This is a genomic window from Arthrobacter sp. BC5 (genome assembly GCF_056680255.1).
The window spans coordinates 3,252,129-3,275,620 of the sequence record NZ_CM155273.1 but is presented as its reverse complement, the minus strand read 5'-3'; the positions used below and the strand labels follow the sequence as shown (position 1 = coordinate 3,275,620).

Annotated in this window: 20 protein-coding genes and 1 riboswitch; of the genes, 15 read left to right on the top strand and 5 right to left on the bottom strand. The window is 70.1% G+C overall.

Features of this window, described 5'->3' with window-relative positions:
• Nucleotides 1-67 precede the first annotated feature (67 nt).
• Nucleotides 68-838, bottom strand: a complete 771-nt coding sequence (locus AC1MFI_RS15410; protein WP_479817951.1) for a type 1 glutamine amidotransferase — start codon at nt 836-838, stop codon at nt 68-70.
• Nucleotides 838-2,109 (bottom strand): MurT ligase domain-containing protein, encoded by a 1,272-nt coding sequence (locus AC1MFI_RS15405; protein ID WP_479817949.1) that lies wholly within the window; start codon nt 2,107-2,109, stop codon nt 838-840. Before AC1MFI_RS15405 ends, AC1MFI_RS15410 begins: the two co-directional genes overlap by 1 nt.
• 111 nt (nt 2,110-2,220) lie before the next feature.
• Here AC1MFI_RS15405 and pdxT point away from each other — a divergent pair, with 111 nt between their 5' ends.
• From pdxT to AC1MFI_RS15360, 9 genes are all read left to right on the top strand, one after another.
• Nucleotides 2,221-3,030: a pyridoxal 5'-phosphate synthase glutaminase subunit PdxT gene (gene pdxT / locus AC1MFI_RS15400; RefSeq protein ID WP_479817948.1), complete on the top strand. Its 810-nt coding sequence runs from the start codon at nt 2,221-2,223 to the stop codon at nt 3,028-3,030.
• A gap of 2 nt (nt 3,031-3,032) precedes the next feature.
• A complete protein-coding gene (locus AC1MFI_RS15395) occupies nt 3,033-3,791 on the top strand; it encodes a YebC/PmpR family DNA-binding transcriptional regulator (protein WP_479817946.1) in 759 nt (252 codons plus the stop codon).
• Nucleotides 3,792-3,839: 48 nt separating this feature from the next.
• Nucleotides 3,840-4,412 carry a crossover junction endodeoxyribonuclease RuvC gene (gene ruvC / locus AC1MFI_RS15390; protein WP_479817944.1) on the top strand — a complete coding sequence of 191 codons (573 nt, stop codon included), beginning with the start codon at nt 3,840-3,842 and terminating at the stop codon, nt 4,410-4,412.
• Nucleotides 4,413-4,593: 181 nt separating this feature from the next.
• On the top strand, nt 4,594-5,223 hold the full coding sequence (gene ruvA / locus AC1MFI_RS15385; RefSeq protein WP_479817942.1) for a Holliday junction branch migration protein RuvA: 630 nt from the start codon (nt 4,594-4,596) through the stop codon (nt 5,221-5,223).
• Nucleotides 5,220-6,335 (top strand): Holliday junction branch migration DNA helicase RuvB, encoded by a 1,116-nt coding sequence (gene ruvB / locus AC1MFI_RS15380; protein ID WP_479817940.1) that lies wholly within the window; start codon nt 5,220-5,222, stop codon nt 6,333-6,335. The genes ruvA and ruvB overlap by 4 nt, the downstream gene beginning before the upstream one ends.
• Before the next feature lie 111 nt (nt 6,336-6,446).
• Entirely contained in the window at nt 6,447-7,022 is a 576-nt protein-coding gene (yajC, locus tag AC1MFI_RS15375) for a preprotein translocase subunit YajC (RefSeq protein ID WP_479817939.1), read from the top strand.
• A 92-nt stretch (nt 7,023-7,114) separates the two neighbouring features.
• Entirely contained in the window at nt 7,115-8,875 is a 1,761-nt protein-coding gene (secD, locus tag AC1MFI_RS15370) for a protein translocase subunit SecD (RefSeq protein WP_479817938.1), read from the top strand.
• Nucleotides 8,872-9,870 carry a protein translocase subunit SecF gene (gene secF, locus AC1MFI_RS15365; protein ID WP_479817936.1) on the top strand — a complete coding sequence of 333 codons (999 nt, stop codon included), beginning with the start codon at nt 8,872-8,874 and terminating at the stop codon, nt 9,868-9,870. Before secD ends, secF begins: the two co-directional genes overlap by 4 nt.
• A gap of 170 nt (nt 9,871-10,040) precedes the next feature.
• Nucleotides 10,041-12,458 carry a RelA/SpoT family protein gene (locus tag AC1MFI_RS15360; RefSeq protein ID WP_479817935.1) on the top strand — a complete coding sequence of 806 codons (2,418 nt, stop codon included), beginning with the start codon at nt 10,041-10,043 and terminating at the stop codon, nt 12,456-12,458.
• A 25-nt stretch (nt 12,459-12,483) separates the two neighbouring features.
• Here AC1MFI_RS15360 and AC1MFI_RS15355 read toward each other — a convergent pair whose 3' ends face one another.
• Nucleotides 12,484-13,134 carry a hypothetical protein gene (locus AC1MFI_RS15355; RefSeq protein ID WP_479817934.1) on the bottom strand — a complete coding sequence of 217 codons (651 nt, stop codon included), beginning with the start codon at nt 13,132-13,134 and terminating at the stop codon, nt 12,484-12,486.
• A 100-nt stretch (nt 13,135-13,234) separates the two neighbouring features.
• The gene (locus AC1MFI_RS15350) at nt 13,235-14,950 is read right to left on the bottom strand and encodes a DUF349 domain-containing protein (RefSeq protein ID WP_479817933.1); all 1,716 of its coding nucleotides are present in this window, start codon (nt 14,948-14,950) and stop codon (nt 13,235-13,237) included.
• 359 nt (nt 14,951-15,309) lie between these two features.
• Between AC1MFI_RS15350 and hisS the strand changes: the two genes are divergently transcribed.
• On the top strand, nt 15,310-16,638 hold the full coding sequence (gene hisS, locus AC1MFI_RS15345) for a histidine--tRNA ligase (RefSeq protein ID WP_479817932.1): 1,329 nt from the start codon (nt 15,310-15,312) through the stop codon (nt 16,636-16,638).
• Nucleotides 16,639-16,686: 48 nt separating this feature from the next.
• Here the strand turns inward: hisS and AC1MFI_RS15340 are convergent, their stop codons facing one another.
• Nucleotides 16,687-17,946, bottom strand: coding sequence for an APC family permease (locus tag AC1MFI_RS15340; protein ID WP_479817931.1), 1,260 nt, complete (start codon nt 17,944-17,946; stop codon nt 16,687-16,689).
• A gap of 178 nt (nt 17,947-18,124) precedes the next feature.
• Between AC1MFI_RS15340 and aspS the strand changes: the two genes are divergently transcribed.
• The 5 genes from aspS (at nt 18,125) to ribB (ending at nt 23,437) form a co-directional block, all read left to right on the top strand.
• On the top strand, nt 18,125-19,891 hold the full coding sequence (gene aspS, locus AC1MFI_RS15335) for an aspartate--tRNA ligase (protein ID WP_479817930.1): 1,767 nt from the start codon (nt 18,125-18,127) through the stop codon (nt 19,889-19,891).
• A 181-nt stretch (nt 19,892-20,072) separates the two neighbouring features.
• A riboswitch (FMN riboswitch) is annotated at nt 20,073-20,214 on the top strand.
• 116 nt (nt 20,215-20,330) lie between these two features.
• Nucleotides 20,331-21,014 (top strand): nicotinamide riboside transporter PnuC, encoded by a 684-nt coding sequence (gene pnuC, locus AC1MFI_RS15330; protein ID WP_479817929.1) that lies wholly within the window; start codon nt 20,331-20,333, stop codon nt 21,012-21,014.
• The gene (ribD, locus tag AC1MFI_RS15325; protein WP_479817928.1) at nt 21,011-22,063 is read left to right on the top strand and encodes a bifunctional diaminohydroxyphosphoribosylaminopyrimidine deaminase/5-amino-6-(5-phosphoribosylamino)uracil reductase RibD; all 1,053 of its coding nucleotides are present in this window, start codon (nt 21,011-21,013) and stop codon (nt 22,061-22,063) included. Before pnuC ends, ribD begins: the two co-directional genes overlap by 4 nt.
• Nucleotides 22,064-22,103: 40 nt before the next feature.
• On the top strand, nt 22,104-22,754 hold the full coding sequence (locus tag AC1MFI_RS15320; RefSeq protein ID WP_479817926.1) for a riboflavin synthase: 651 nt from the start codon (nt 22,104-22,106) through the stop codon (nt 22,752-22,754).
• Complete coding sequence (gene ribB / locus AC1MFI_RS15315; RefSeq protein WP_479817925.1) at nt 22,751-23,437, top strand: 3,4-dihydroxy-2-butanone-4-phosphate synthase; 687 nt, start codon at nt 22,751-22,753, stop codon at nt 23,435-23,437. The genes AC1MFI_RS15320 and ribB overlap by 4 nt, the downstream gene beginning before the upstream one ends.
• Nucleotides 23,438-23,492 lie beyond the last annotated feature (55 nt).

Sequence of the window (23,492 nt, the reverse complement as noted above, 5' to 3'; positions counted from 1 at the left end):
CGTCGTGCTGATCCGGGCGTCCTCCCGCGGGGTGATGCGTACCGCTCAGCTGCCCGTGCGGTCCCTCCTACCGCGGCCTGGCGGCGGCGTGCTGCCGGGCGAGCTCGGCCAGGGAATCGTCCACGCCGTCGTCCTCGAAAGCGCCGAACCTCCGCTCCGCAGCGGTACGCAGCAGGAAATCGGCGATCGCGGGGTTCTTGGGCAGCAGCGAACCGTGGAGGTAGCTCGCCACGATGTTCCTGTACCGGGCGCCCTCGTGCTTCTCCTCGGCGTTGTTCCCCGCTCCCTTGACCACGGTCGCCAGGGGCTTCAGCCCGTCGCCGAGGAAGGTCTGGCCGCTGTGGTTCTCGTAGCCGTGGATCTCGCCGAACTCGTCACTGATGGCCACGACGTTGCCGATCAGCCGTTCCGTCCCGCCGCGCGTCTCGAGGTCCAGCGCACCGATGCCGGGGATGACAGTGCCGTCATGCGTGCGGAAGACGTTGCCGAAAAGCTGGTACAGCCCGCAGATGAGCAGCATCGGGGTGCCGTCCTCCGCGAGTTCGCGGAGCCTGGGGGCGATCGACTGGAGGTCGTCCTGGATGACCACCTGCCCGCTGTCCTGGCCGCCGCCGCCCACGATCAGATCGACGTCGTCCGGGAACGGGTCCCCGGCGTTGTGCTCCAGGATCTCGGCGCCGTAGCCGCGCCAGGCGAGGCGCTGCTTGAGGACCAGGACGTTCCCGTAGTCGCCGTAGATGTTCATCTCGCGCGGATACAGCTGCAGGATGCGCAGGGACCCCTTGGACGGATCGGCGGGGGCTTCGGTCAGGGCACTGGCGGATGGGGCGTCACTCATCAGGAGACCACCTCGACCTTCGTGATCTTGGAGAGCTCGCGACGGACCGCGAGCATGGCTGTGTAGGTGCAGAAGATGCGCTTGGGCCGTCCTGCCGAGCCTCCGACGAACTGCCCGAGCGCGTCCGCGATGTCGGGTTCGACCGTGCCCACGCGGACGTCGTCGTACTTCAGCCGGAGCGCCATGTCGTACGCGCGGACACCGCTGACGACGTCCACGCCGCCGAGGCCGAGCGAATCGAAGTCCACGTCCCAGAGCCAGGACATGTCGCGTCCGTCGGCGTAGTTGTCGTTGATGGCGATCATCGTCGCGCAGCCGGCCGGGTCGAAGGACTTCAGGCCCAGCCGGAAACCGCTGGGATTCTTCACCAGCACGAGTTCGAGGGCCTGGCCGTCGACGACGAGGCTCTCGCCGCGTCCGAAGGCGGGTTCCACGGCGGCCAGCGAGGAGAAGAGCCTGCCGGGGTCCGCCGTCCCGCCGAGGACGGCACGGGCCGCCGCGAGGGCGGCCGCGGCGTTGAAGATGTTGTACACACCCCGCAGGCGGAGATCGGTGCGGGTCCTTGTCCCGTCCACCTCGAACTCGGCCGAGTTGCCGTCCACCGAACGGAGGACGACGTCGGCCGGCAGCGCGGACGCCGGCTCGGCGCCCGCTGCCCCGCGCAGTTCGTCGTCGTTCGGGAACGTACTCCGGAGCGATGCGTCGAGGCCGAAGTAGACGACATCGGCAGCGGTGATCGACGGCGCGAGTCCGGCGACCCGGGGATCCTCCCGGTTGAGGACGACGGTCCCGGTGGTGGCGAGGGCGATGCGTTCGAGGAGGCGCGTCGTCGCGTCGATCTCGCCGAAGCGGTCGAGCTGGTCGCGCAGCACGTTCAGGAGCAGGGAATACCGTGGGGGCACGAGCTTCACGAAGTGCACGGCGTGCGCCTCGTCGAGTTCGAGGACGGCGACGTCCGCCTTCAGCCGGCCGCGCAGGTCGACCTCGCCCAGCAGCGCGGCGGCGACACCGCGCGTGAAGTTGCTGCCCGTGCGGTTCGTGAAGACTGTCAGGCCCTGGCCCTCGAGCAGTTCCACGACCATCTTCGTGGTGGTCGTCTTGCCATTGGTCCCGCTGACGACGACGACGCCGTGGGGGAGGGCGGAGAGCGCCCGGCCCATGAAGCCGGGGTCGAGGCGCTCGACCACGAGGCCCGGGAACGCGGAGCCGCCGCCGCGCAGGCGGGAGGCGAAGCGCACGGCCTTACCCACGAGGACTGGAAGGGGATTCATGCCTCCACAGTATCGCTGGCGCGCCCTCCTGCCCTGTATCCGGCGGGGAGGTGCTGCTCACGCCTGCCGTGCGACACCGGGAACGGGGCCCGAACGGCCTAGAATCGGGGGATGACCTCCCCCTCCTTCCCGGCTCCGCTGCCGACGCCCGAGGCTCCGGGCCCGGGCGGACCCGTCGTGTCCGTTCCCGGCCACGCAGCCGGTGCGACGACGACGGCGACTCCCGCGCACGCGCGCCGCGAGGTCGTCGTCGGCGTGCTGGCCGTGCAGGGCGACGTCCGCGAGCATGTCGCCACGATCGAGTCCCTCGGCGGGCGCGCCGTGCCGGTCCGGCGCGCGTCCGAACTCGCCGCGGTCGACGGCCTGATCCTTCCCGGTGGCGAATCGACCACGATCGACAAGCTGACGCGCAGCTTCGGCCTGGCCGGGCCGCTGCGCGAACTGATCAGGGGCGGCCTCCCCGTCTACGGCTCCTGCGCCGGGATGATCCTGCTGTCCGACGTCATCGCGGACCCCTCGACCGACCGGCAGGGGAACCCGCAGCAGACGTTCGGCGGGCTCGACATGGTGGTGAGGCGCAACGCCTTCGGACGCCAGCGCGAGTCCTTCGAGGCGGACCTCTCCTTCGCGGGCCTCGCGACGACGGGCGAGGCCGCGGGAGACGATCCGGTCCGCGCGGTCTTCATCCGCGCACCGTGGGTCGAGAAGGTGGGCGAGGGGGTCGAGGTCCTGGCGCAGGTGCCCGCGGCCGAGACGCCGCAGGCCGGCCCGTCCGAGGGTGCGGATGCCGACTTGGAGCCGGTCGCTAGAATTGTCGCAGTGCGTTCCAGGAACCTGCTGGCCACGAGTTTCCACCCGGAAGTCACGGGTGAGCGGCGGGTCCACGAACTGTTTATTCGGATGATCAGAGGAGAAGCGTAAGCATGTCGGGGCACTCTAAGTGGGCAACAACCAAGCACAAGAAGGCCGCGATCGACGCCAAGCGCGCGAAGTCCTTCGCCAAGCTGATCAAGAACATCGAGGTCGCCGCGCGGGCCGGTGGCGCCGACGTCGCCGGTAACCCCGGTCTGGAGCTCGCCGTCTCGAAGGCGAAGAAGACCTCCGTGCCCATCGACAACATCAACCGGGCGGTCAAGCGCGGCGCGGGCCTGCTCGGGGAGGCCGTCGACTACCAGACCATCATGTACGAGGCCCGCGGACCCCAGGGCTCGGCCCTGCTGATCGAGTGCCTCACGGACAACAAGAACCGCGCTGCGTCCGAAGTGCGCCTCGGGATCAGCCGCAACGGCGGGACCATCGCCGATCCCGGTTCGGTGGCGTACCTGTTCGCGCGGAAGGGCGTGGTCACCCTGCCGAAGAACGGGCTCACCGAGGACGAACTGCTCATGTCCGTCCTCGATGCCGGCGCGGACGAGGTCAAGGAATCGGCCGACACCTTCGAGATCATCTCCGAGCCGCAGGATCTCCGGGCCGTGGTGGCGGCGCTCGATGAGAGCGGCATCGAGTACGAGACCGACGAGGTCGAGTTCGTGCCGTCCATGCAGGTGGACCTCGACGCCGAGGGCGGCCGCAAGTTCCTCAAGCTCGTGGACGCCCTGGAGGAGCTCGACGACGTCCAGAACGTCTACTCGAACGCCAACCTCTCGGACGACGTCCTGGGCGAGCTCGAGAACGACGACTGACATCGCACCGCTCCACGCCCTCGTCGCCGGCCCGGAACGGGTAGCACCGTGACCTACCGCGTGATGGGCGTCGATCCGGGACTGACGCGCTGCGGGCTCGCCGTCGTCGACATCGAGCCGAACCGGCGCTCGACGCTCGTCGCCGTCGGCGTGGTCGGGACGGAGGCGGGCAGGAGCCTCGACGAGCGGCTCCTGGTCATCTCGGAGGCCGTCGACTCGTGGCTGGACCTGCACAGACCGCAGGCCCTCGCCGTCGAGCGCGTGTTCAGCGGGACCAACATCAGTACCGTCATGGGAACCGCGCAGGCGTCCGGGGTCGTCATCGTGGCCGCCGCGCGCCGTGGCATCCCAGTAGCGCTCCACACGCCGACCGAGGTCAAGGCCGCCGTCACGGGCAACGGGCAGGCGGACAAGGTCGCGGTCACGAAGATGGTCACGAAGATCCTGCGCCTGGAGACGGCGCCTCGACCCGCCGACGCCGCCGACGCCCTGGCCCTCGCGATCACCCATGCCTGGCGCAGGGGAGTGGGACTGCAGGGAGCGGCCGCTGCCGCAGGCGGCTCCGTCACGCCGGCCCAGCGGATCTGGGCCGAGGCCGAGGCCCGTGCCCGACGCCGGTAGCGCCGGGCACGGGTGATGGCGAGGTCCTCCGCACGCCGCGCCGACCGGTCACGCCGGGCCGTTCGCGGTGTGGCGCCTCGCTCCTGACCGAGGGAGCCGGTACCGTTGATCAATAGAACGTATGTTCGACACCGGGTGACCGCCCGGTCGTCCCTTCCCGCACGTGCCCTTGGAGCCCTTCATGATCAGTTCACTGCGCGGAACAGTGACCCACGTGGGCCTGCACTCCGCCGTTATCGACGTCAACGGCTTCGGCATGCAGGTGCAGGCGACGCCGCAGACCCTCGCCGGCCTCCGGCTGGGCGAGCAGGCAACGGTCGCCACCGCCATGATCGTCCGTGAGGACTCCATGACGCTCTTCGGGTTCGAGGACGCGGACCAGCGCGAGGTCTTCGAGACCCTCCTGGCGGTCAGCGGGGTGGGCCCCCGCCTGGCCCTCGCGGTCCTGGCCGTCCACGCGCCCGACGCCATCCGCGTCGCGGCGTCCTCGGGGGACGACAAGGCCTTCAGCAAGGTGCCCGGCATCGGACCGAAGGGTGCGCGCCGGATCGTGCTGGAGCTCGCCGGGAAGCTCGTGCCGCTCGAGGCGAAGCCGGGTGTGTCGAAGCAGACCTGGCAGGGCCAGGTACTCACGGCGATGATGGGCCTCGGCTGGTCCGAGAAGGACGCCGGCGCGGCCATCGACGCCGCTGTGGCCGAGGCGCCCGAGGTCGCCGCCACGGGCGACGTCGGCCAGATCCTCAAGCTCACGCTGCGCCGGCTCGGCCAGGACGGCGCCCGCAGCTCGGCCCGCACGAGGGTCGGATCATGACGGACGGGCAGCCCGAGGAGGCGCCGCTCGTCGCCCCGTCCGCCGATCCCGAGGACCGTGCGGTGGAAGCAGCCCTCCGGCCGAAGAACCTCGACGACTTCGTGGGCCAGAAGCGTGTGCGGCGGCAACTGTCGCTCGTGCTGGAGGCCTCTCGGCTGCGCGGACGCAGTGCCGACCACGTCCTGCTGTCCGGTCCTCCGGGCCTCGGGAAGACGACGCTGGCCATGATCATCGCGGCGGAGATGAACGCGCCGCTGCGCATCACGTCCGGCCCCGCCATCCAGCACGCCGGTGACCTCGCGGCGATCCTCTCCTCCCTGACCGAGGGCGAGGTGCTGTTCCTCGACGAGATCCACCGCATGTCCCGGCCCGCCGAGGAGATGCTCTACATGGCGATGGAGGACTTCCGCGTCGACATCATCGTCGGCAAGGGCCCCGGCGCCACCGCGATCCCCCTGGAACTGCCGCCCTTCACGCTGGTCGGAGCGACGACGCGCGCGGGCCTGCTGCCCGGTCCGCTGCGGGACCGGTTCGGGTTCACCGGACACCTCGAGTTCTATTCCACCGGGGAGCTCGAACTGGTGCTCCGCCGCTCGGCCATGCTCATGGACATGAAGGTCAACTCTGCCGCCTTCGCCGAGATCGCCGGCCGCTCACGCGGCACCCCCCGTATCGCCAACCGATTGCTGCGGCGCGTCCGGGACTGGGCGCTCGTGCACGGAATCGACCTCATCGACGCCCGGTCCGCGAGTGCGGCCCTCGACATGTACGAGGTGGACGCCCGCGGCCTCGACCGGCTGGACCGTTCCGTGCTCACCGCACTCATCACCAAGTTCAACGGCGGGCCCGTCGGTCTGTCCACGCTGGCGATCGCCGTCGGGGAGGAACCGGAGACCGTCGAGACCGTCGCCGAGCCCTACCTGGTCCGCGAGGGCATGCTCGGGCGGACCCCGCGCGGAAGGATCGCGACGGCGGCGGCGTGGAAGCACCTCGGCATCGAGATGCCCCAGAACGTCGCCGCGGCCATGCCCGAGGACCTCTTCTCCGTGGCACCCGAGGACCTGCTGGGCGCCGAAGCGGGCCTTGACAGCTGGGCGCAGCCGGACTCCTGACGCGGGAACGCCCAGCTTTCCCCTTTACACTGGAGTCTTCCGATGTGTGCCGGGGCACAGTCCTGCCGCCCACATCCAGTCCCAGCCCCATTCCCAGGAACGGAATTTCCAGTGCTTGCACATGTAGTCGCCCAGCCCGCGTCCGGAGAAGCTCCGGGCTTCGATATCTTCTCCCTCCTTCTGCCGCTGGCGCTGGCCTTCCTGATCTTCACCATGTTCCGGCGGCAGCGGAAGGCGCAGCAGCAGGTGAAGGAGATGCGGACGAACATGGAACCGGGCACCGAGGTCATGACGCAGTTCGGACTCTTCGGGACGATCGTCTCGATCGACCAGGAGAACAACAAGGCAGTGCTCGAACTGTCGCCCGGCAACCTGGCGACCGTCCACACGCAGGCCCTCTCCAAGGTCATCCAGCAGGAACCCGTCGTCGCCGCTGATACCGAGGACGACGCCGCTACGCGCCTGGACGCCGACGCCCACCACGGCACCACGGTGCCGGACGACGTCTCCTCCATCGACGGCGCCGACCGCACTCCCGCCGCAGGGTCCACCGCGGCGGGATCCTCGAGCACCACCTCGGGCGTCGAGAGCCCGGAAGAGACCCTGGAGCGGCTGAACCGGGAGGCGTCGCGGGAAAACCGCGACGCGCGCGGCTCCCACGACCCCAAAGCGAACCCGGAGAACTAGCATTCCGTAGGGCGCTGCCGCTCGGCCGAGCCCTACGATCCGCCCGCACCCGGGCAGCGCACCTGAACAGCCATTGAATAAGGACACCCACCATGCCTCGTACCGGTCCCGGGACGGCAGCCAAGCGGACACTAGTCTGGCTGGGCGCATTGACAGCACTGCTCGCGATCCTGCTGGGGGCGGGCTCCTACTGGAGCACCGCGAGCTGGAGCCCCCGGTTGGCCCTCGACCTCGAGGGCGGAACCCAGATGATCCTGGCTCCCAGGGTCCAGGGCGGCAGCGAGATCACCCCCGAACAGCTCGACCAGGCCGTGGAGATCATCCGCCAGCGCGTCGACGGCTCCGGTGTCGCCGAAGCCGAGATCAACACGCAGTCGGGCCAGAACGTCATCGTCTCGCTGCCCGGTACGCCGGACGCGCAGACGCGTGACCTCATCCAGGCCTCGGCGCAGATGGAATTCCGTCCGGTCCTCGCCGGCGGGCCCGGCCAGGCAGCCGCGGCGACCACCCCGACACCGGAGGACCAGCTGCCGAAGCCGGCCGCCGAGCCGCAGGACGCCAGCGATCCGAACTGGATCACGCCCGAGCTGTACAAGCAGTTCGAAGCCCTGGACTGCCTCGATCCGGCTGCTCTCGAGCCTGCCGAGGAACCTGCACCGGCCGACCAGCCGATGGTCGCCTGTGAGCCCGACACGCAGGGCAAGTACATCCTCGGACCCGTCGAGGTCCCGGGTACGGACATCTCGACGGCGAGCTACGGGCTGCAGCGCAGCCCGCAGGGCCAGGCGCTGAACACCTGGGCCGTCAACATCGACTTCAACGACGAGGGCACCGAGACTTTCCGCGAGGTGACCGAGCGCCTCTACGCGATCGGGACCGGCGATCCTCGCAACCAGTTCGCCATCGTGCTGGACGGCAGGATCGTCTCGGCGCCGACCACGAACGCGGTCATCGCCGACGGCAACCCCCAGATCAGCGGCAACTTCACGGAGGAGTCGGCCGCGGCGCTGTCGGAGCAGCTGAAGTACGGTGCGCTGCCGATCAGCTTCGAGATCCAGAGCGAGCAGCAGATCTCGGCGACCCTCGGTGCGGACCAGCTGCGGCTCGGCCTGATCGCCGGGCTCATCGGGCTCCTGCTGGTCGCCGTGTACTCGATGTTCCAGTACCGCCTGCTGGGCCTGGTGACGATCGCCTCGCTGGTGGTCGCCGGGATCCTGACCTACCTCGCCATCTGCATCCTCGGCTGGACGGAGAACTACCGCCTCTCGCTCGCGGGCGTGGCAGGCCTCATCGTCGCCATCGGCCAGACGGCGGACTCGTTCATCGTCTACTTCGAACGCATCCGCGATGAACTGCGTGACGGGCGCGGCCTCATCTCGGCCGTGGAGAACGGCTGGCGCCGCGCCAAGCGCACCGTGCTCGCCTCCAAGGCCGTGAACCTCCTGGCCGCACTCGTCCTCTACTTCGTCGCCGTCGGCAACGTCCGGGGCTTCGCGTTCACGCTCGGCCTGACCGCCATCGCCGACCTCGTGGTCGTCTTCCTGTTCACGCACCCCGTGCTCAGGCTGCTGGCGAAGACGAAGTTCTTCGGCGAAGGCCATCCGTGGTCCGGGCTCGACCCGAGCCGTCTCGGCGGCATTCCGCTCTACCGCGGAGCCGGAAGACTGCGCGAGCCGGTCGAGAAGCCCGTTGCCATCACGCGGGCCAAGAACAAGGGCGCGACGGCGGAAGCCGAGCGGCGTCTGACCATCGCCGAGCGCCGCCGCGCGGAGCAGCAGAAGGCCCTCGCCGGGCGCACCGGTTCCTCCGCCGTAGGGCGCGCCGGTTCTTCCGAGAAGGAGAACAACGAATGAGCCGCACAAGCTTTGCCACGTTCGGCAACGAGCTGTACTCGGGGAAGCGCTCCTACCCCTTCGTCCAGAAGCGGAACCTCTGGTTCCTCATCGCGGGCATCGCCCTCCTGGTCTCGATCATCATCCCGGTGGTCAAGGGCGGCTTTAACCTCGGTATCGACTTCCGCGGCGGATCGGAGTTCACGGTCTCCGCCACCGAGAACACGGATGTGGCGATCGGCGAGGCGGCAGTGACCGACGTCGTGCCCGACGCCGTTCCGCGGGTCACCAACATCGCCGGCGACACCATGCGCGTGCAGACGGAGCGGTTGTCGGACGACCAGACACTCAACGTGCGTGACAACCTCATCAGCGGGTACGGAGTGGGCGAGGACCAGGTGACCTCGAGCTTCGTCGGGCCGACGTGGGGGGAGGACGTGAGCCGTCAGGCCCTGATCGGGTTCGGTGTGTTCGTCCTCCTGGCCGCGATCCTGATGGCCATCTACTTCCGTACCTGGAAGATGTCCCTCGCGGCGATGGCCGCGCTCGTCGTCGTCATGGTGGTCACCGCAGGTTTGTACTCGCTCAGCGGATTCGAGGTCACGCCGTCGGCGATCATCGGATTCCTGACGATCCTCAGCTACGCGCTGTACGACACCGTGGTGGTCTTCGACAAGATCCGTGAGAATACGGCGGACATCACCACCACGACCAGGCGGACGTTCGCGGAGCAGGTGAACCTCGCCGTGAACCAGACGCTCGTGCGGTCGATCAACACGTCGGTGGTGGCGATCCTGCCGGTCGCCTCGATCCTGTTCATCGGTGCGTTCCTGCTCGGAGCGGGCACGCTGCAGGATCTCTCGCTGGCCCTGTTCATCGGCATCATCCTGGGCACCCTCGGCACCATCTTCATCGCCGCGCCTTTGTATGCGGCGCTGCGGCTCAATGAGCCGGACCTGAAGAAGCAGGAGAAGAAGGTCCTGGACCGGCGAGCGCTCGAAGCGGCGTCCGCCTGACAGCCGGGTCCGTCCGGCGCGAGGACACCGGCGCCGCCCTTCAGCCGCAGGAAGCCCTCCGGGCCTCCTGCGGCTGAGCTGTTCGCGGCGCGGCTAGAATTGGAGTTGTCGCGCTACCTGTGGCATCTTGAATCCTTTCGGGTTCCGGGATCGAGATTGAGGGACTGTACATGGCTGAAGCGGTGAATCCCGCGGTACGGACCGGGGACGACCAGGGTGCCGAGGCGCCGGGCGCGTCCCGTCCGTTCACCGGCGGTGCGCCGCGGCCGGCTCCGTCCCGCGGACTCGTGCAACCTGCTTCGCCGACCTCCGCGCCGTCGGCGACGAGCGCCGACCAGGTGGCCCCCGGACGGCGCGGCCGGACGCGGGCCCGTATCGCCCGCCTCACGGGCCGTGGCTCATCCGGCTACTCCCCGGTCCTGGAGCCACTGCTCCGCACGGTACGGGTGAACAACCCCAAGGAAGACCTCGACCTCATCCAGCGTGCCTACCTCGTGGCCGAGCGGAGCCACGAGGGCCAGACGCGCAAGAGCGGCGATCCGTACATCACGCACCCCGTGGCCGTCGCCACCATCCTCGCCGAGCTGGGCATGACGGGCACGACCCTCGCCGCGGCACTCCTCCACGACACCGTCGAGGACACCTCGTACACGCTCGAGGAGTTGAAGCGTGACTTCGGCCCCGAGGTCGCAATGCTCGTGGACGGCGTCACGAAGCTCGACAAGGTGTCCTTCGGGGACGCGGCGCAGGCCGAGACCGTCCGCAAGATGGTTGTCGCGATGGCCAAGGACATCCGCGTGCTCGTCATCAAACTGGCAGACCGCCTCCACAACGCCCGCACGTGGCGCTTCGTCTCGCCTGCGTCCTCGGCGAAGAAGGCGCGGGAGACCCTCGAGATCTTCGCGCCCCTCGCGCACCGGCTGGGCATGAACACCATCAAGTGGGAGCTCGAGGACCTGTCCTTCGCGGCCCTGCATCCCAAGGTGTACGAGGAGATCGTGCGGATGGTGGGGGACAGGACCCCGGAACGCGAGAAGCACCTCAGCCTGGTCCGCAACCAGATCGAAGAGGACCTGCGCGCCGTGAAGATCAAGGCGACGATCACGGGGCGCCCGAAGCACTACTACTCCATCTACCAGAAGATGATCGTGCGGGGTAAGGACTTCGACGACATCCATGACCTGATGGGTGTGCGCGTGCTGGTGGACAGTGTGCGTGACTGCTACGCGACCCTCGGTTCGCTGCATTCGCGGTGGAACCCCCTGCCGGGGCGGTTCAAGGACTACATCGCCATGCCGAAGTTCAACATGTACCAGTCGCTGCACACCACGGTGATCGGCCCGGGCGGGAAGCCGGTGGAGATCCAGATCCGGACGCACGACATGCACCGCCGCGCCGAGTACGGTGTCGCCGCGCACTGGAAGTACAAGAACGGCGGCAGGCAGCTCGAGGCCTCCGACAACGGGGACATGGGCTGGCTGCGGAGCCTCGTGGACTGGCAGCAGGAGACCTCCGACCCTGACGAGTTCCTCGACTCCCTGCGGTTCGAGATCAACGCGCGCGAGGTCTTCGTCTTCACGCCCAAGGGCGAGGTCATGGCACTGCCGGCGGGTTCCACGCCGGTGGACTTCGCCTACGCCGTGCACACCGAGGTGGGCCACAGGACCATCGGTGCGAGGGTCAACGGCAAACTCGTGCCGCTCAACAGCGAGCTCAACCACGGTGACTGGGTGGAGATCTTCACCTCCAAGGCCGAGGGTGCCGGACCCAGCCAGGACTGGCAGGGCTTCGTCAAGTCCCCCCGTGCCCGTAACAAGATCCGCCAGTGGTTCACGAAGGAGCGCCGCGAGGAGGCGATCGACAAGGGCAAGGAGCTGCTGACGCGCGCGATGCGCAAGCAGAACCTGCCCCTGCAGCGCATGATGACGCACAGTGCGCTGCTGACCGTCGCCCAGGAACTCCGCCACCAGGACATCTCGGCCCTCTACGCTGCGGTAGGAGACGGCCACACGTCCGCGCAGAACGTCATCGAGCACCTCGTGGCGCTCATGGGCGGCCACGAGGGCGCCGAGGAGAACATCGCGGAGACGGCCGTGGCTACCCAGCCGCGCCGCCCCAAGTTCTCCGACTCGGGCGTCACGGTCCGCGGCGTCGGTGATGTCTGGGTCAAGCTGGCCCGCTGCTGCACGCCGGTGCCACCGGATCCGATCATCGGGTTCGTGACGCGCGGCTCGGGCGTCTCCGTGCACCGGAGCGACTGCCGCAACGTGCAGGAGCTGCGAGACCAGCCGGACCGGATCGTCCCCGTGGACTGGGCCCCGACGCAGTCGAGCGTGTTCCTCGTGGAGATCCAGGTGGAGGCCCTCGACCGCAAGAGCCTCCTCTCGGACGTGACGAGCGTGCTCGCCGAGAACCACGTGAACATCCTGGCGGCCAATGTGAACACCTCCTCGGACCGCGTTGCGATGTCACGGTTCGCGTTCGAGATGGGTGACCCGAAGTACCTGAACCACATCCTCAGCGCCGTCCGCCGGATCGACGGCGTGTTCGACGTCTACCGGACCACGGGCTCCCAGCGCCGCCCCTGAGGCGAGCCCCTGACACGCCGCGCGGTCACGTCCTGCCTCCCGGCTGCTGTGCCGTGCGCAGCCGCGTCAGTGCACGCGTCTTGCCCGGCACGCGCGAGGTGTTCATGAGCGCTGCTTCGACGAGCCGCAGCGGGCAGCCGAGCTCCGCCGCCCGGCCGATCGCGCGGAGGATGGCGACGGCGTCGCCGTCCTCTCCGTGGACCGCGATGTCCAGTGCCGTCCGGAGCGGGGTCGTCACGGACACGCCACCCACCAGGTTGACGTCGAACGGGCCCAGCGCCACCTGGTGCATGACGGCGGGCGTGAAGGGCGGCAGGGCCGTGGTGCGCCGGCGGTGGTCCGTCACGAGGCTGATCAGCACGGGTGGCCGGGCGCAGCCGTAGATCCAGGCCGCGCAGGAGCGTCCCAGCGCGACCCGCGGGCGGATGGAGGAGGGGACGCTGCGGGCGGCGGCCTGCGACCTCGTCGCGGGATCCTCCCGGAAGTCGCTGCGGAGGTAGGAATCGCCGATGACCAGGTGCACTAGCCCGTCGAGCCGCATGGCCTGGAGCTCGGCCGAGGTGAAGATCTCGCCCGCATGGAACAGAGCGCCGCCCGTGGATGTCACGGGATTCCGCGCCCCGCCGACGATGCGTTCGGGAGGGGCTGCGGCATGGGCGCTGTCCAGGGGAGGCATTGCCCCAGCATCCCATCGTGCCGGCCACGGAAAAGCCCTCCGGCGGCCGATGTGGACAACGGTGCCGGAGGGCCCGGGTGCCGCCCGTGGCGGCCTGCTGTCAGGAGAAGTCCTGCGCGGACCTCTGCAGCATCTCGAGCCATTGTTCGCGCGCCGCGAGGGCTTCCTTCGCTGAAGCGATCTTCTTGGCGTTCCCCGCGCGTTCGGCGTCCGCGAGGTCCTCCTTGAGCTGGGCGATCGTCGCCTCGAGCTGGCTCAGCGCGCTGTTCGTGCGTGCCTTCGTCTCGGGGTTCGTCTTCGTCCAGTTCTCGTCGTCCGCAGCCTTGACCGCGTCCTCGACCTGACGCAGGCCGCCGTCGATGCGGCCCATGTCGGCGCGGGGGACCTTGCCGGCCTCGTCCCATCGGTCCCGGACGGACTGCAGCGCCTTCTTGGCCGCGGCGAGGTCCCTGATCGGCAGGATCTGCTGGGCCTCCTTGAGGAGAGCCTCCTTGGCGGCGAGATTGCCGGCGTACTCCTCGTCGACGGCCTCGTTGGCCGACTTGCGAGCCTCGAAGAAGCGGTCCTGCGCCGCACGGAACCGGGCCCAGAGGGCGTCATCGTCCTTGCGGCTGGCGCGCTTCGACGCCTTCCACTCGTCCATCAGGCGCCGGTACTCGGCCGCCGTCGGACCCCAGTCCGTCGACGCCGCGAGCTGCTCGGCCCGGGCGATGAGCGCCTCCTTGGCCTGCTTCGCCTCCGCGTTGTCGCTGTCGAGCTGGGAGAAGTATGCCCGGCGGTGGCGGTCGAACACGGTGCGCGCGGACCGGAAGCGCTTCCAGAGGGCGTCCTCCGTGCCTCGGCCGAGCCGCGGCCCGTTCTTTTGGGCCGCCTTCCAGAGCTCGAAGAGCTCGTTCATGCGGGTACTGCTGGCCTTCCACTGCACGGTCGAGGGATCACGGCCGGCGAGCTCCTCGGCCTCCGCCACGATCGCCTCGCGAGCCGCGAGTTCCTTCGCCTTCAGTTCGTCCTGCACGGCACGCTCGGCCTTCTCGAGGCCCTTGACGGCGTCGAGAAGGGCATCGATCCGGGCCTCGAGGGCGAGGACGTCGCCGACCATCTTGCGTTCGCCGACCTGGGCGCGCAGGTGCTTGGCCGTCTTGGCCATGTCCGAGGACGGCGCCTTCGCCTCGACACGCTGCTCCAGCAGCGCGACCTGGCTCACGACGTCGTCGTACTTGCGCACGAAGTAGGCCAGGGCCTCGTCGCGCGTGGCGTCGGGGTACTGGCCGACCGGGTGCTCCTCACCGGCGACGAGCAGGAAGACATGGCCGTCCTCCTCCACCCGGGCGAAGTGGGCGGCCACCTCGAGGGACGTGCTGTGTGCAGTGGGAGCGGCCAGGGGCTGGGCGGCCTTCTTGAGCGGCCGCGGCGCCATGGCGGTAGGCAGCGGCGGTCGTGGGGCGGCCACGGTCGGCGACGGGGTGCTCAGTGGCGCGGGTCCGTCAGCGAGGGGTACCGGCAGCTGGTCCGCCTCGGCGGGCGCGGCGGCTGATTCTTCCTCGCCGGGCGCCGACGCCTCGGCCTCGGCGGTACCTGCGGCGTCCGCCGCCGCCGCCTCGTCGGCAGGAGGCTCCGGCGACGCCGTCGGTTCCGGCGCGTCCGCGCCCGTTCCGTCCGTGCCGGTCTCATGCGTGCCGTCGGCTGCGGACGGGAGGGTGCCGGGACCGGCGCCGTCGGCTGCGGACGGGAAGGTGCCGGCTCCATCGGCTGACACGGCGTCCTGCTGCGTGTCCTGGTCGATGGTCGTTTCGTCGGATTGCTGACTGTCTGTCACCGCTAGAAGTCTTTCGCTCGTCGGATGGCCGTGAGCAACGCCGGGGCCATTTCATGCAGGGTCTAGGAGTCTATCGGTCCGGCCGATCGGCTCGTGGCGGCAGAGCCGTGGACGACCTTCACCAGTACCACCGATCACCGGGACACCGCGGTCCCTGCCCTGAGGCTACTTTACCCATCAGCCCCCTGATCCGCGCCGGGGAGCGAATGCCGGGCCTTCCGCTGGACGGGCGCCGTCCCGTCGGTACGGCGCCTTTTCCCGGGAACCTCCCGCGGGACCTAGGATTGAGGCCGCAGAACCGGGCCGCTCTCCCCATCGGGCGGCGATGACGGCACCCAGCGCAGGAGGAGACCAACCCCATGGCCCGCAAGGCATCACTGTCCGGCTTTCCCGAATGGCTACCGGAGGAGCGCCTGATCGAGCTCCATGTCCTCGAGGTGCTGCAGCGGACGTTCGAGCTCCACGGCTTCTCCAGCATCGAGACCCGCGCGGTCGAGACGGTGGACCAGCTCCTCCGCAAGGGCGAGATCGACAAGGAGGTCTACGCCGTCTCCCGCCTGCAGGCAGAGGAGGCGTCCGCCTCCGAAGGCGGCCTCGCGCTGCACTACGACCTGACGGTGCCCTTCGCACGCTACGTCGTCGAGAACGCCGGCCACCTCGCCTTCCCCTTCCGCAGGTTCCAGATCCAGAAATGCTGGCGCGGTGAACGGCCCCAGGAGGGCCGGGCGCGCGAGTTCACCCAGGCGGACATCGACGTCGTCGGCGACGGTGTCCTGCCGTTCCGGTACGACGTCGAACTCGCCCTCGCGGTGGTCGAGGCCCTCGGCGCCCTACCGATCCCGGAGTTCACGCTGCGCGTCAACAACCGGAAGCTCGCCGAGGGCTTCTACCGCGGCATCGGTCTCGAGGACACCGCGGCTGTCCTGCGCAGCATCGACAAGCTCGAGAAGATCGGCCCCGAGAAGGTGGGCGCCCTGCTCCGCGACGAGGTCGGCGCCGACGACCACCAGGTCCGGCTCGCCCTCGACCTCGCGGGCATCCGTACGCCGGACACCTCGTTCGTCGACCGCGTGCGGGCCCTCGGCGTCACGAACGATCTCCTCGAAGAAGGCCTCGAGGAGCTCCGGCAGGTCGTCGGCGAGGCGTCCCGGCGGGCGCCCGGGCGTGTGGTCGCGGACCTGAGCATCGCCCGCGGACTCGACTACTACACGGGAACGGTCTACGAGACGGTGCTCGACGGACACGAGGGGCTCGGATCGATCTGTTCCGGCGGCCGCTACGACTCCCTCGCGCGCAAGGGCAACCGCACCTTCCCCGGCGTCGGGCTGTCCATCGGGGTCACACGGATCGTCTCGCGCATCCTCAGTCAGGGCTTCGCCACGGTGTCCCGGAAGGTACCCACGGCCGTCCTCGTGACGCTCGCCGACGACGACTCGTGGTCGCAGGCGCAGGACGTCGCCGCTGCGCTGAGGAACCGCGGCATCTCCGTGGAGGTCGCGGCGACCGCAGAGAAGTTCGGCAAGCAGATCAAGTTCGCGGACCGGCGCGGCATCCCCTTCGTGTGGTTCACCTCGCCCGAGGGCTCGCACGAGGTCAAGGACATCCGCTCCGGCGACCAGGTGCCCGCCGACCCCGCCTCGTGGTCGCCCCCGGCCGAGGACCTCCGCCCGGTGGTCGCCTCCGCCTGACGGTCCCGTCCCCGGTGCTCTGGTCCGTGGCGAAGACGCCTGGCGCGGTCAGGCCGCCCGGCGGCGCCGGGCGAGCACCACGCCCCGGGCAGCGGCGCCCGCTGCGAGGACGCCGAGCATCGAGGCGACCGAAACCGCCGGGAGGGTGAAGGCGAGCAGCAGGCACCCTGCCGCGCCGAGCACGTTCAACCAGCGCGGGGCGTACCACTGCCGTTCGGCGAGCGTGAAGGCGGCGATGTTGGCGACCGCGTAGTAGACCAGGACGCCGAAGCTGGAGAACCCGACCACCGTCAGCACATCGGTGGTGAGCAGGAGGCCGACGACGACGGCGGCTGTCGCGACGTCGGCGACCCAGGGCACGGAGTAGCGCGCAGAGATGCGCGCGAGAGCGCGCGGCAGGTCGCCCTGGCGCGCCATGGCGAGGCTCGTGCGGCCCACCCCCGCGATGAGCGCGAGGAGGGCCCCGAGGCTGGCGAGTGCTGCAGCGATGGTGACCACGGCTCCACCCCGACCCATGGAGCCTTCCCCGGGGACGCCGACGTCGATGACGTCCCGGAGCGGTGCTGTAGCGCCCGCGAGCGCCTCGGGTCCGAGGGCGTGCAGGAGCGAGAGCGCCAGGAGCAGGTACAGCAGCAGTGTGAAGCCGAGGGCGCCGAGGATGGCCGCGGGGATGTTCCGGCGCGGATTCCGGACCTCCTCGCCCATCGTGGCGATCCGGGCGTAGCCGGCGAACGCGAAGAACATCAGCGCGGAGGCCTGCAGCACGCCTGTGATCCCGGCCGGCCCAGCGGTTGGCGACGGGGCCGCGGGCGACGAGAAGCCGACGACGACCACGAAGGCCAGGACCGGGACCACGAGCGAGACGATCACACGCGTGGCGAGGGCCGTGCGGGTCACGCCGAGGAGGTTCACGACCGTGAGCCCCACGACGGCGGCCACCGCTGCGGCCTTCTCGGCGCCCGGGGCCGCGTACAGGCCGAAGACCAGGGCCATCGCCGCGCAGGACGCCGCCTTGCCGGTGACGAAGCTCCAGCCGGCGAGGAATCCGGGCCAGTGCCCGAGCTGTTCGCGTCCATAGACATAGGTGCCTCCGCTCGAGGGGTACCGCACGGCGAGGGAGGCCGTCGCCGAGGCGTTGCAGTAGGCGACGAAGCCGGCGATCACGACGGCGAGGGGCAGGAGCGCTCCCGCGGCCGCGCCGGCCGGGGCGAAGACCACGAAGGCGCCGGCTCCGATCATGGCGCCGATCCCCACGGTGGTGGCGTCGAAACCGCCCAGGATGCGGCGGAGCGCCGGTTGCTCGGACATGGTCCTCCTCGGGGATCGGTAGCAGCGGCCGGACGGTGGACGCGGGACGACACGACCCTCCGGGTTCCTGTCCGGGCGTCCGGACCGGGACCGGTAAAGTTGGTCGGGCTTGAAGCAACTCTAGGCAGGTACTCACGACGCCTGCGACTCATCTGACACATCTGTGGGAAGGAATGCTGTGCTCCGCACGCATGAACTCGGCTCCCTTCGGCCCGAGCACGTAGGACAATCGGTCACCCTGGCGGGGTGGGTCGCCCGCCGCCGGGACCACGGCGGGGTGGCCTTCCTCGATCTCCGCGACGCGTCGGGATTCGCCCAGGTCGTGGTGCGCGAGGAGGACGTCTTCTCCAGCCTGCGCAACGAATACGTCCTGCAGATCGTCGGCACGGTGCAGCAGCGGCCCGAGGGGAACGAGAACCCCGCACTTCCCACGGGGGCCATCGAGGTCATCGCCGACACCGTGAGGATCCTCAACACGTCCGAGCCGCTCCCGTTCCAGATCGACGAGCACGTCGAGGTGGGTGAGGAGGCGCGACTGCGCCACCGGTACCTGGACCTCCGCCGTCCGGGCCCGCAGGCGAACCTCCGCCTGCGCTCCGAGGCCAGCCGGGTGGCGCGCGAGCTCCTGCACGCGGACGGTTTCGTGGAGATCGAGACCCCGACGCTGACCCGTTCCACCCCCGAGGGTGCCCGCGACTTCCTCGTGCCGGCGCGCCTCGCGCCCGGCTCCTGGTACGCCCTGCCGCAGTCGCCCCAGCTGTTCAAGCAGCTCCTGCAGGTCGGCGGGTTCGAGAAGTACTACCAGATCGCCCGCTGCTACCGGGACGAGGACTTCCGCGCCGACCGGCAGCCGGAGTTCACGCAGCTCGACATCGAGGCGAGCTTCGTGGAGGAGGACGACATCATCGCCCTCGGCGAGCAGCTGGTGTCATCGCTGTGGAAGCTCATCGACGTCGAGATCCCCCTGCCCATCCGCCGCATGACCTACGCCGAGGCGATGGCGAAGTACGGCTCGGACAAGCCCGACCTCCGGTTCGGGCTCGAGCTGACGGAGCTGACCGATTTCTTCCGGGACACGGAGTTCGGTGTCTTCAAGGCGCCCTACGTCGGAGCGGTCGTCATGCCCGGCGGCGCTGCCCAGCCGCGCCGCCAGCTGGACGCCTGGCAGGAATGGGCCAAGCAGCGCGGCGCCAAGGGCCTTGCCTACGTGCTGATCGACGCCGACGGCAGCCTCCGCGGCCCGGTCGCGAAGAACCTGACGGACGCGGAACGGGACGGCCTCGCGGCTGCAACGGGCGCCGAGCCCGGCGACTGCATCTTCTTCGCGGCGGGCGACCGCTCGTCGTCGCGCGCCATCCTCGGCGCGGCCCGGGTGGAGATCGGACGGCGCACGGGCCTCATCAAGGAGGGCGACTGGGCCTTCGTGTGGGTCGTCGACGCCCCCATGTTCGAGCCGGCGTCGGCCGCGGTGGCCGCGGGCGACGTCGCCGTCGGCGGAGGCGCGTGGACAGCCGTCCACCACGCCTTCACGTCCCCGAAGCCCGAGTTCCTCGACACGTTCGACACCGACCCGGAGAACGCCCTGGCCTACGCCTACGACATCGTCTGCAACGGCAACGAACTCGGCGGGGGATCGATCCGTATCCACCAGCGCGACATCCAGGAGCGTGTCTTCGCGGTCATGGGCCTGAGCGCGGAGGAAGCCCAGGAGAAGTTCGGCTTCCTGCTCGAGGGCTTCAAGTACGGCGCGCCGCCGCACGGCGGCATCGCACTCGGCTGGGACCGCGTCGTCTCCCTGCTCGCGGGAGCGGATTCGATCCGCGACGTCATCGCCTTCCCGAAGTCCGGTGGCGGCTACGACCCGCTGACGGCAGCACCCGCACCGATCACGGCCCAGCAGCGCAAGGAGGCCGGCGTCGACGCCAGGCCGAAGGCCGAGGGCTGAGCGGCGCTCCCCATGCCCTGATGCCGGCCCGGAGGGACGGGGCACTCCTCACGGAGGGTCCCGTCCCTCCGCGTCGGTGCCGTCCCGGCGCGAACCCTGGATGCGCCGTCGCCGATCGCTGTCGGACGAATTGTGACGTATCGGCCGAGGGCGTGGGCGCGCTGTGAAATAATCGGGTCAGTACGTGCTCCGGGGTCGGTGTAAGTCCGAACCGGCGGTCATAGTCCGCGACCCGTCAGGGGTCCCGCACCCGCGGGACCGCGACGGTTGAGCCGGTGGAATTCCGGGACCGACAGTCAAAGTCTGGATGGGAGAAGCACGAACAGCAGGGACTGGCCGCTGCCCGCGACGGGCGCCGGCACCCGTCGCGGCTCCGCCCGCCACGGAGCGTCCCTCCTGCTGCCATCGCCCGGAGCCGTCGTATCGGTGAAGGATCGGCATGGATTTTCTGCAGTGGCTCTTCGAAGCCCGCATCCCGGTGGGTAGCGGTTCCCTCCTGCTGCGTGAAGTGGTGGGGAACGTGTTCGGCCTCCTCAGCGCCCTCGGCGGCATGCGCCGTCGCGTCTGGGCCTGGCCGGTCGGGATCCTCGGCAACCTCCTGCTCCTGACGGTCTTCCTCGGATCCGTCTTCGGGGCTGCGAGCGCCGCCAACCTGCTCGGACAGGCCGGGCGCCAGGTCATGTTCATCGCCGTCTCGATCTACGGATGGCGTCAGTGGCAGGCCAGCCGCCACCGCGACGGGCAGGCCGTGACGCCGCAGTGGGCCGGCACGAGGGCCCGCTTCGGCATGGTCGCCTTCCTGATCGTCGGCACCTTCGCGCTGACCCCGCTCTTCCGCGCCCTCGGCTCCTACGAGCCCGTCTGGGCCGACGCCTGGACCTTCGTCGGATCCCTGCTCGCCACCTACGGCATGGCCAAGGGCTGGGTCGAGTTCTGGCTCGTCTGGGTCGCCGTCGACATCGTCGGGGTACCCCTGCTCTTCAGCGCCGGCTACTACGCCAGCGCCTTCATGTACGTGTTCTACGGTGCATTCACCCTCATCGGTTTCTTCGTGTGGGCCCGCGCCCAGCGCACGGCCAAGCCCGGCATCGAGACCCTCCTGCCGGATCCGACGCTGCGATGAGCACGACGACGCCCGGGACCACCGCGGCCGAATCAGCCGCCATGCTGCGCGCCCTGGACCTCGCCGCGAGGGGCGTGCGGGGAGCGAACCCCCTGGTGGGGGCCGTCGTCCTCTCCGCCGGCGGCGTAGTCCTCGGCGAGGGATACCACCGCGGTGCGGGCACTGCGCACGCCGAGCCGGCCGCCCTCGCGGACGCCCGCCGGCGGGGCAACGACCCGCGCGGCGCCACGATGGTGGTCACCCTCGAGCCGTGCGATCACACCGGCCGGACCGGGCCCTGCAGCGGTGCCCTGATCGAGGCCGGCGTGGCACGCGTGGTCTACGCCGCGGACGACGTCAACGGTGCCGCTGCCGGAGGCGGCCGAAGGCTCCGTGACGCCGGCATCGACTGCCTGGGCGGACACGAGGCCGCCCGCTCGCAGGAGCTCAACGAGCGCTGGAGCGCAGCCGTCCTCGGTCGGCGACCCTTCGTGACCCTGAAGTCCGCGCAGTCCCTCGACGGCCGTGTCGCGGCGTCGGACGGCTCCAGCCAGTGGATCACCGGCGCCGAAGCGCGCGCGGACGGGCACCGGATCCGCGCCCTCGCCGACGCCGTCCTGGTGGGCACCGGCACGGTCCTCACCGACGATCCGCAGCTCACCGCGCGAAGCGCCGGCGGGGAGGCCCCCGGAGCGGGAGGTCTCCGGGTCGTCATGGGTGAGACCCCCGTGCCCGACGGCGCCGCCGTCAGGGGAGAGGGCTTCATCCAGCTGCAGAGCCGGGACGTGGACGAGGTCCTCGAGGAGCTCCACCGCAGGGGAGTCCGCCACCTCCTCGTCGAGGGAGGCCCGCGGATCGCCTCCGCGTTCCTCCGGGCCGGTGTCGTCGACGAGCTGTTCAGCTACGTCGCGCCGCTGATCCTCGGCGACGGCGCACCCGCCTTTCCGGATCTCGGCGTCGGGACCCTCGCCGATGCCGGCCGGTGGGTGCTCGACGACGCCGGCGGACCAGGCGTCCGCCAGCTCGGCGAGGACGTCCGGCTGCACCTGCGTCCGCCGCCGCTCTCCTGATCCTCTTCCACCCGCAAGCCACCACCCGAAGGAAGTACCAGTGTTCACAGGAATCGTGTCCGAGCAGGGCAGCGTGGTCTCACTCGAGCTCACGGCGGACGGCGAGAGCGGCCTGCTCGTCTTCGAAGCGCCGGAGACCGGCAGGGACCTCACGCCGGGTGCCTCGATCGCCGTCAACGGGGTGTGCCTGACGGCCGTCACCCTCGACGCCGGGCGTGTCGGCGTCGATGTCATGGGTGAGACCCTCCGCCGCACCACCACGGGTGCGCTGCAGCCCGGCGCACCCGTCAACCTCGAGCGGTGCGTGCCTGCGGGTGGACGCCTCGACGGCCACGTGGTGCAGGGCCACGTGGACGGCATCGGCGTTCTCCTCGAGCGTGAGGACCTCGGCGCATGGCACCGGCTCCGCTTCGGGCTGCCCGCCAGGCTGGGACGTTATGCCGCGGAGAAGGGCTCCGTGGCGATCGACGGTGTCTCGCTGACCGTCACGGCCGTCAGCACGCCCGACGAACCGGAGCAGTGGTTCGAGGTGGGACTCATCCCGACCACCCTCAAGGAGACCGGCCTCGGCGCCAAGGCCCTGGGCGATCCGGTCAACCTCGAGATGGACGTGCTCGCCAAGTACGCCGAACGCCTCCTCGGGTTCGCCGCCGCGGACGCCCGGGCCGCCGGCGTCGGGGGAGCACAGTGACGGGCAGCGGGGCGATCCTGCTCGACCCGGTCACCGACGCCATCGCGGCGATCTCCGCCGGCCGCGCCGTCGTCGTCGTCGATGACGAGGACCGCGAGAACGAGGGCGACATCGTCTTCGCAGCCGAGGACGCGACGCCGGAACTGGTCGGCTGGACGGTTCGCTGGACCTCCGGTGTCCTCTGTGTGCCGCTGCGGGCCGACGACGCCGACCGCCTCCTCCTGCCGCCGATGACCGCGGTGAACGAGGACTCCAAGGGCACCGCCTACACGGTGTCCTGCGATGCGGCGGCCGGCGTCAGCACGGGCATCAGTGCCGCGGACCGGGCCCGCACCGCCAGGGTCCTCGCCGATCGGTCCAGCGTGGCGGCGGACCTCACGCGGCCGGGGCATGTCTTCCCGCTGCGCGCTGCTCCCGGCGGCGTCCGCGAACGCCCCGGGCACACGGAAGCGGGAGTCGAGCTGAGCGTCCTCGCAGGAAAGAGCCCCGCGGCCGTCATCGCCGAACTGGTGCACGACGACGGCGGCATGATGCGCCTGCCCGCGCTGCGCCGCTTCGCCGACGAGCACCGCATACCGCTCGTCTCGATCGAGGACCTCGTCGCCTTCGTCCGCGGACGCGACGAAGGGCAGGAGGACGAACCGCGGGAGCGCGCCGTCCGGACGGACCCCGCCGGCGCCTGACGGCGCCCGACCACCCACCCCACAGCACCACCGAAACAGCACCACCGAAGGAGAA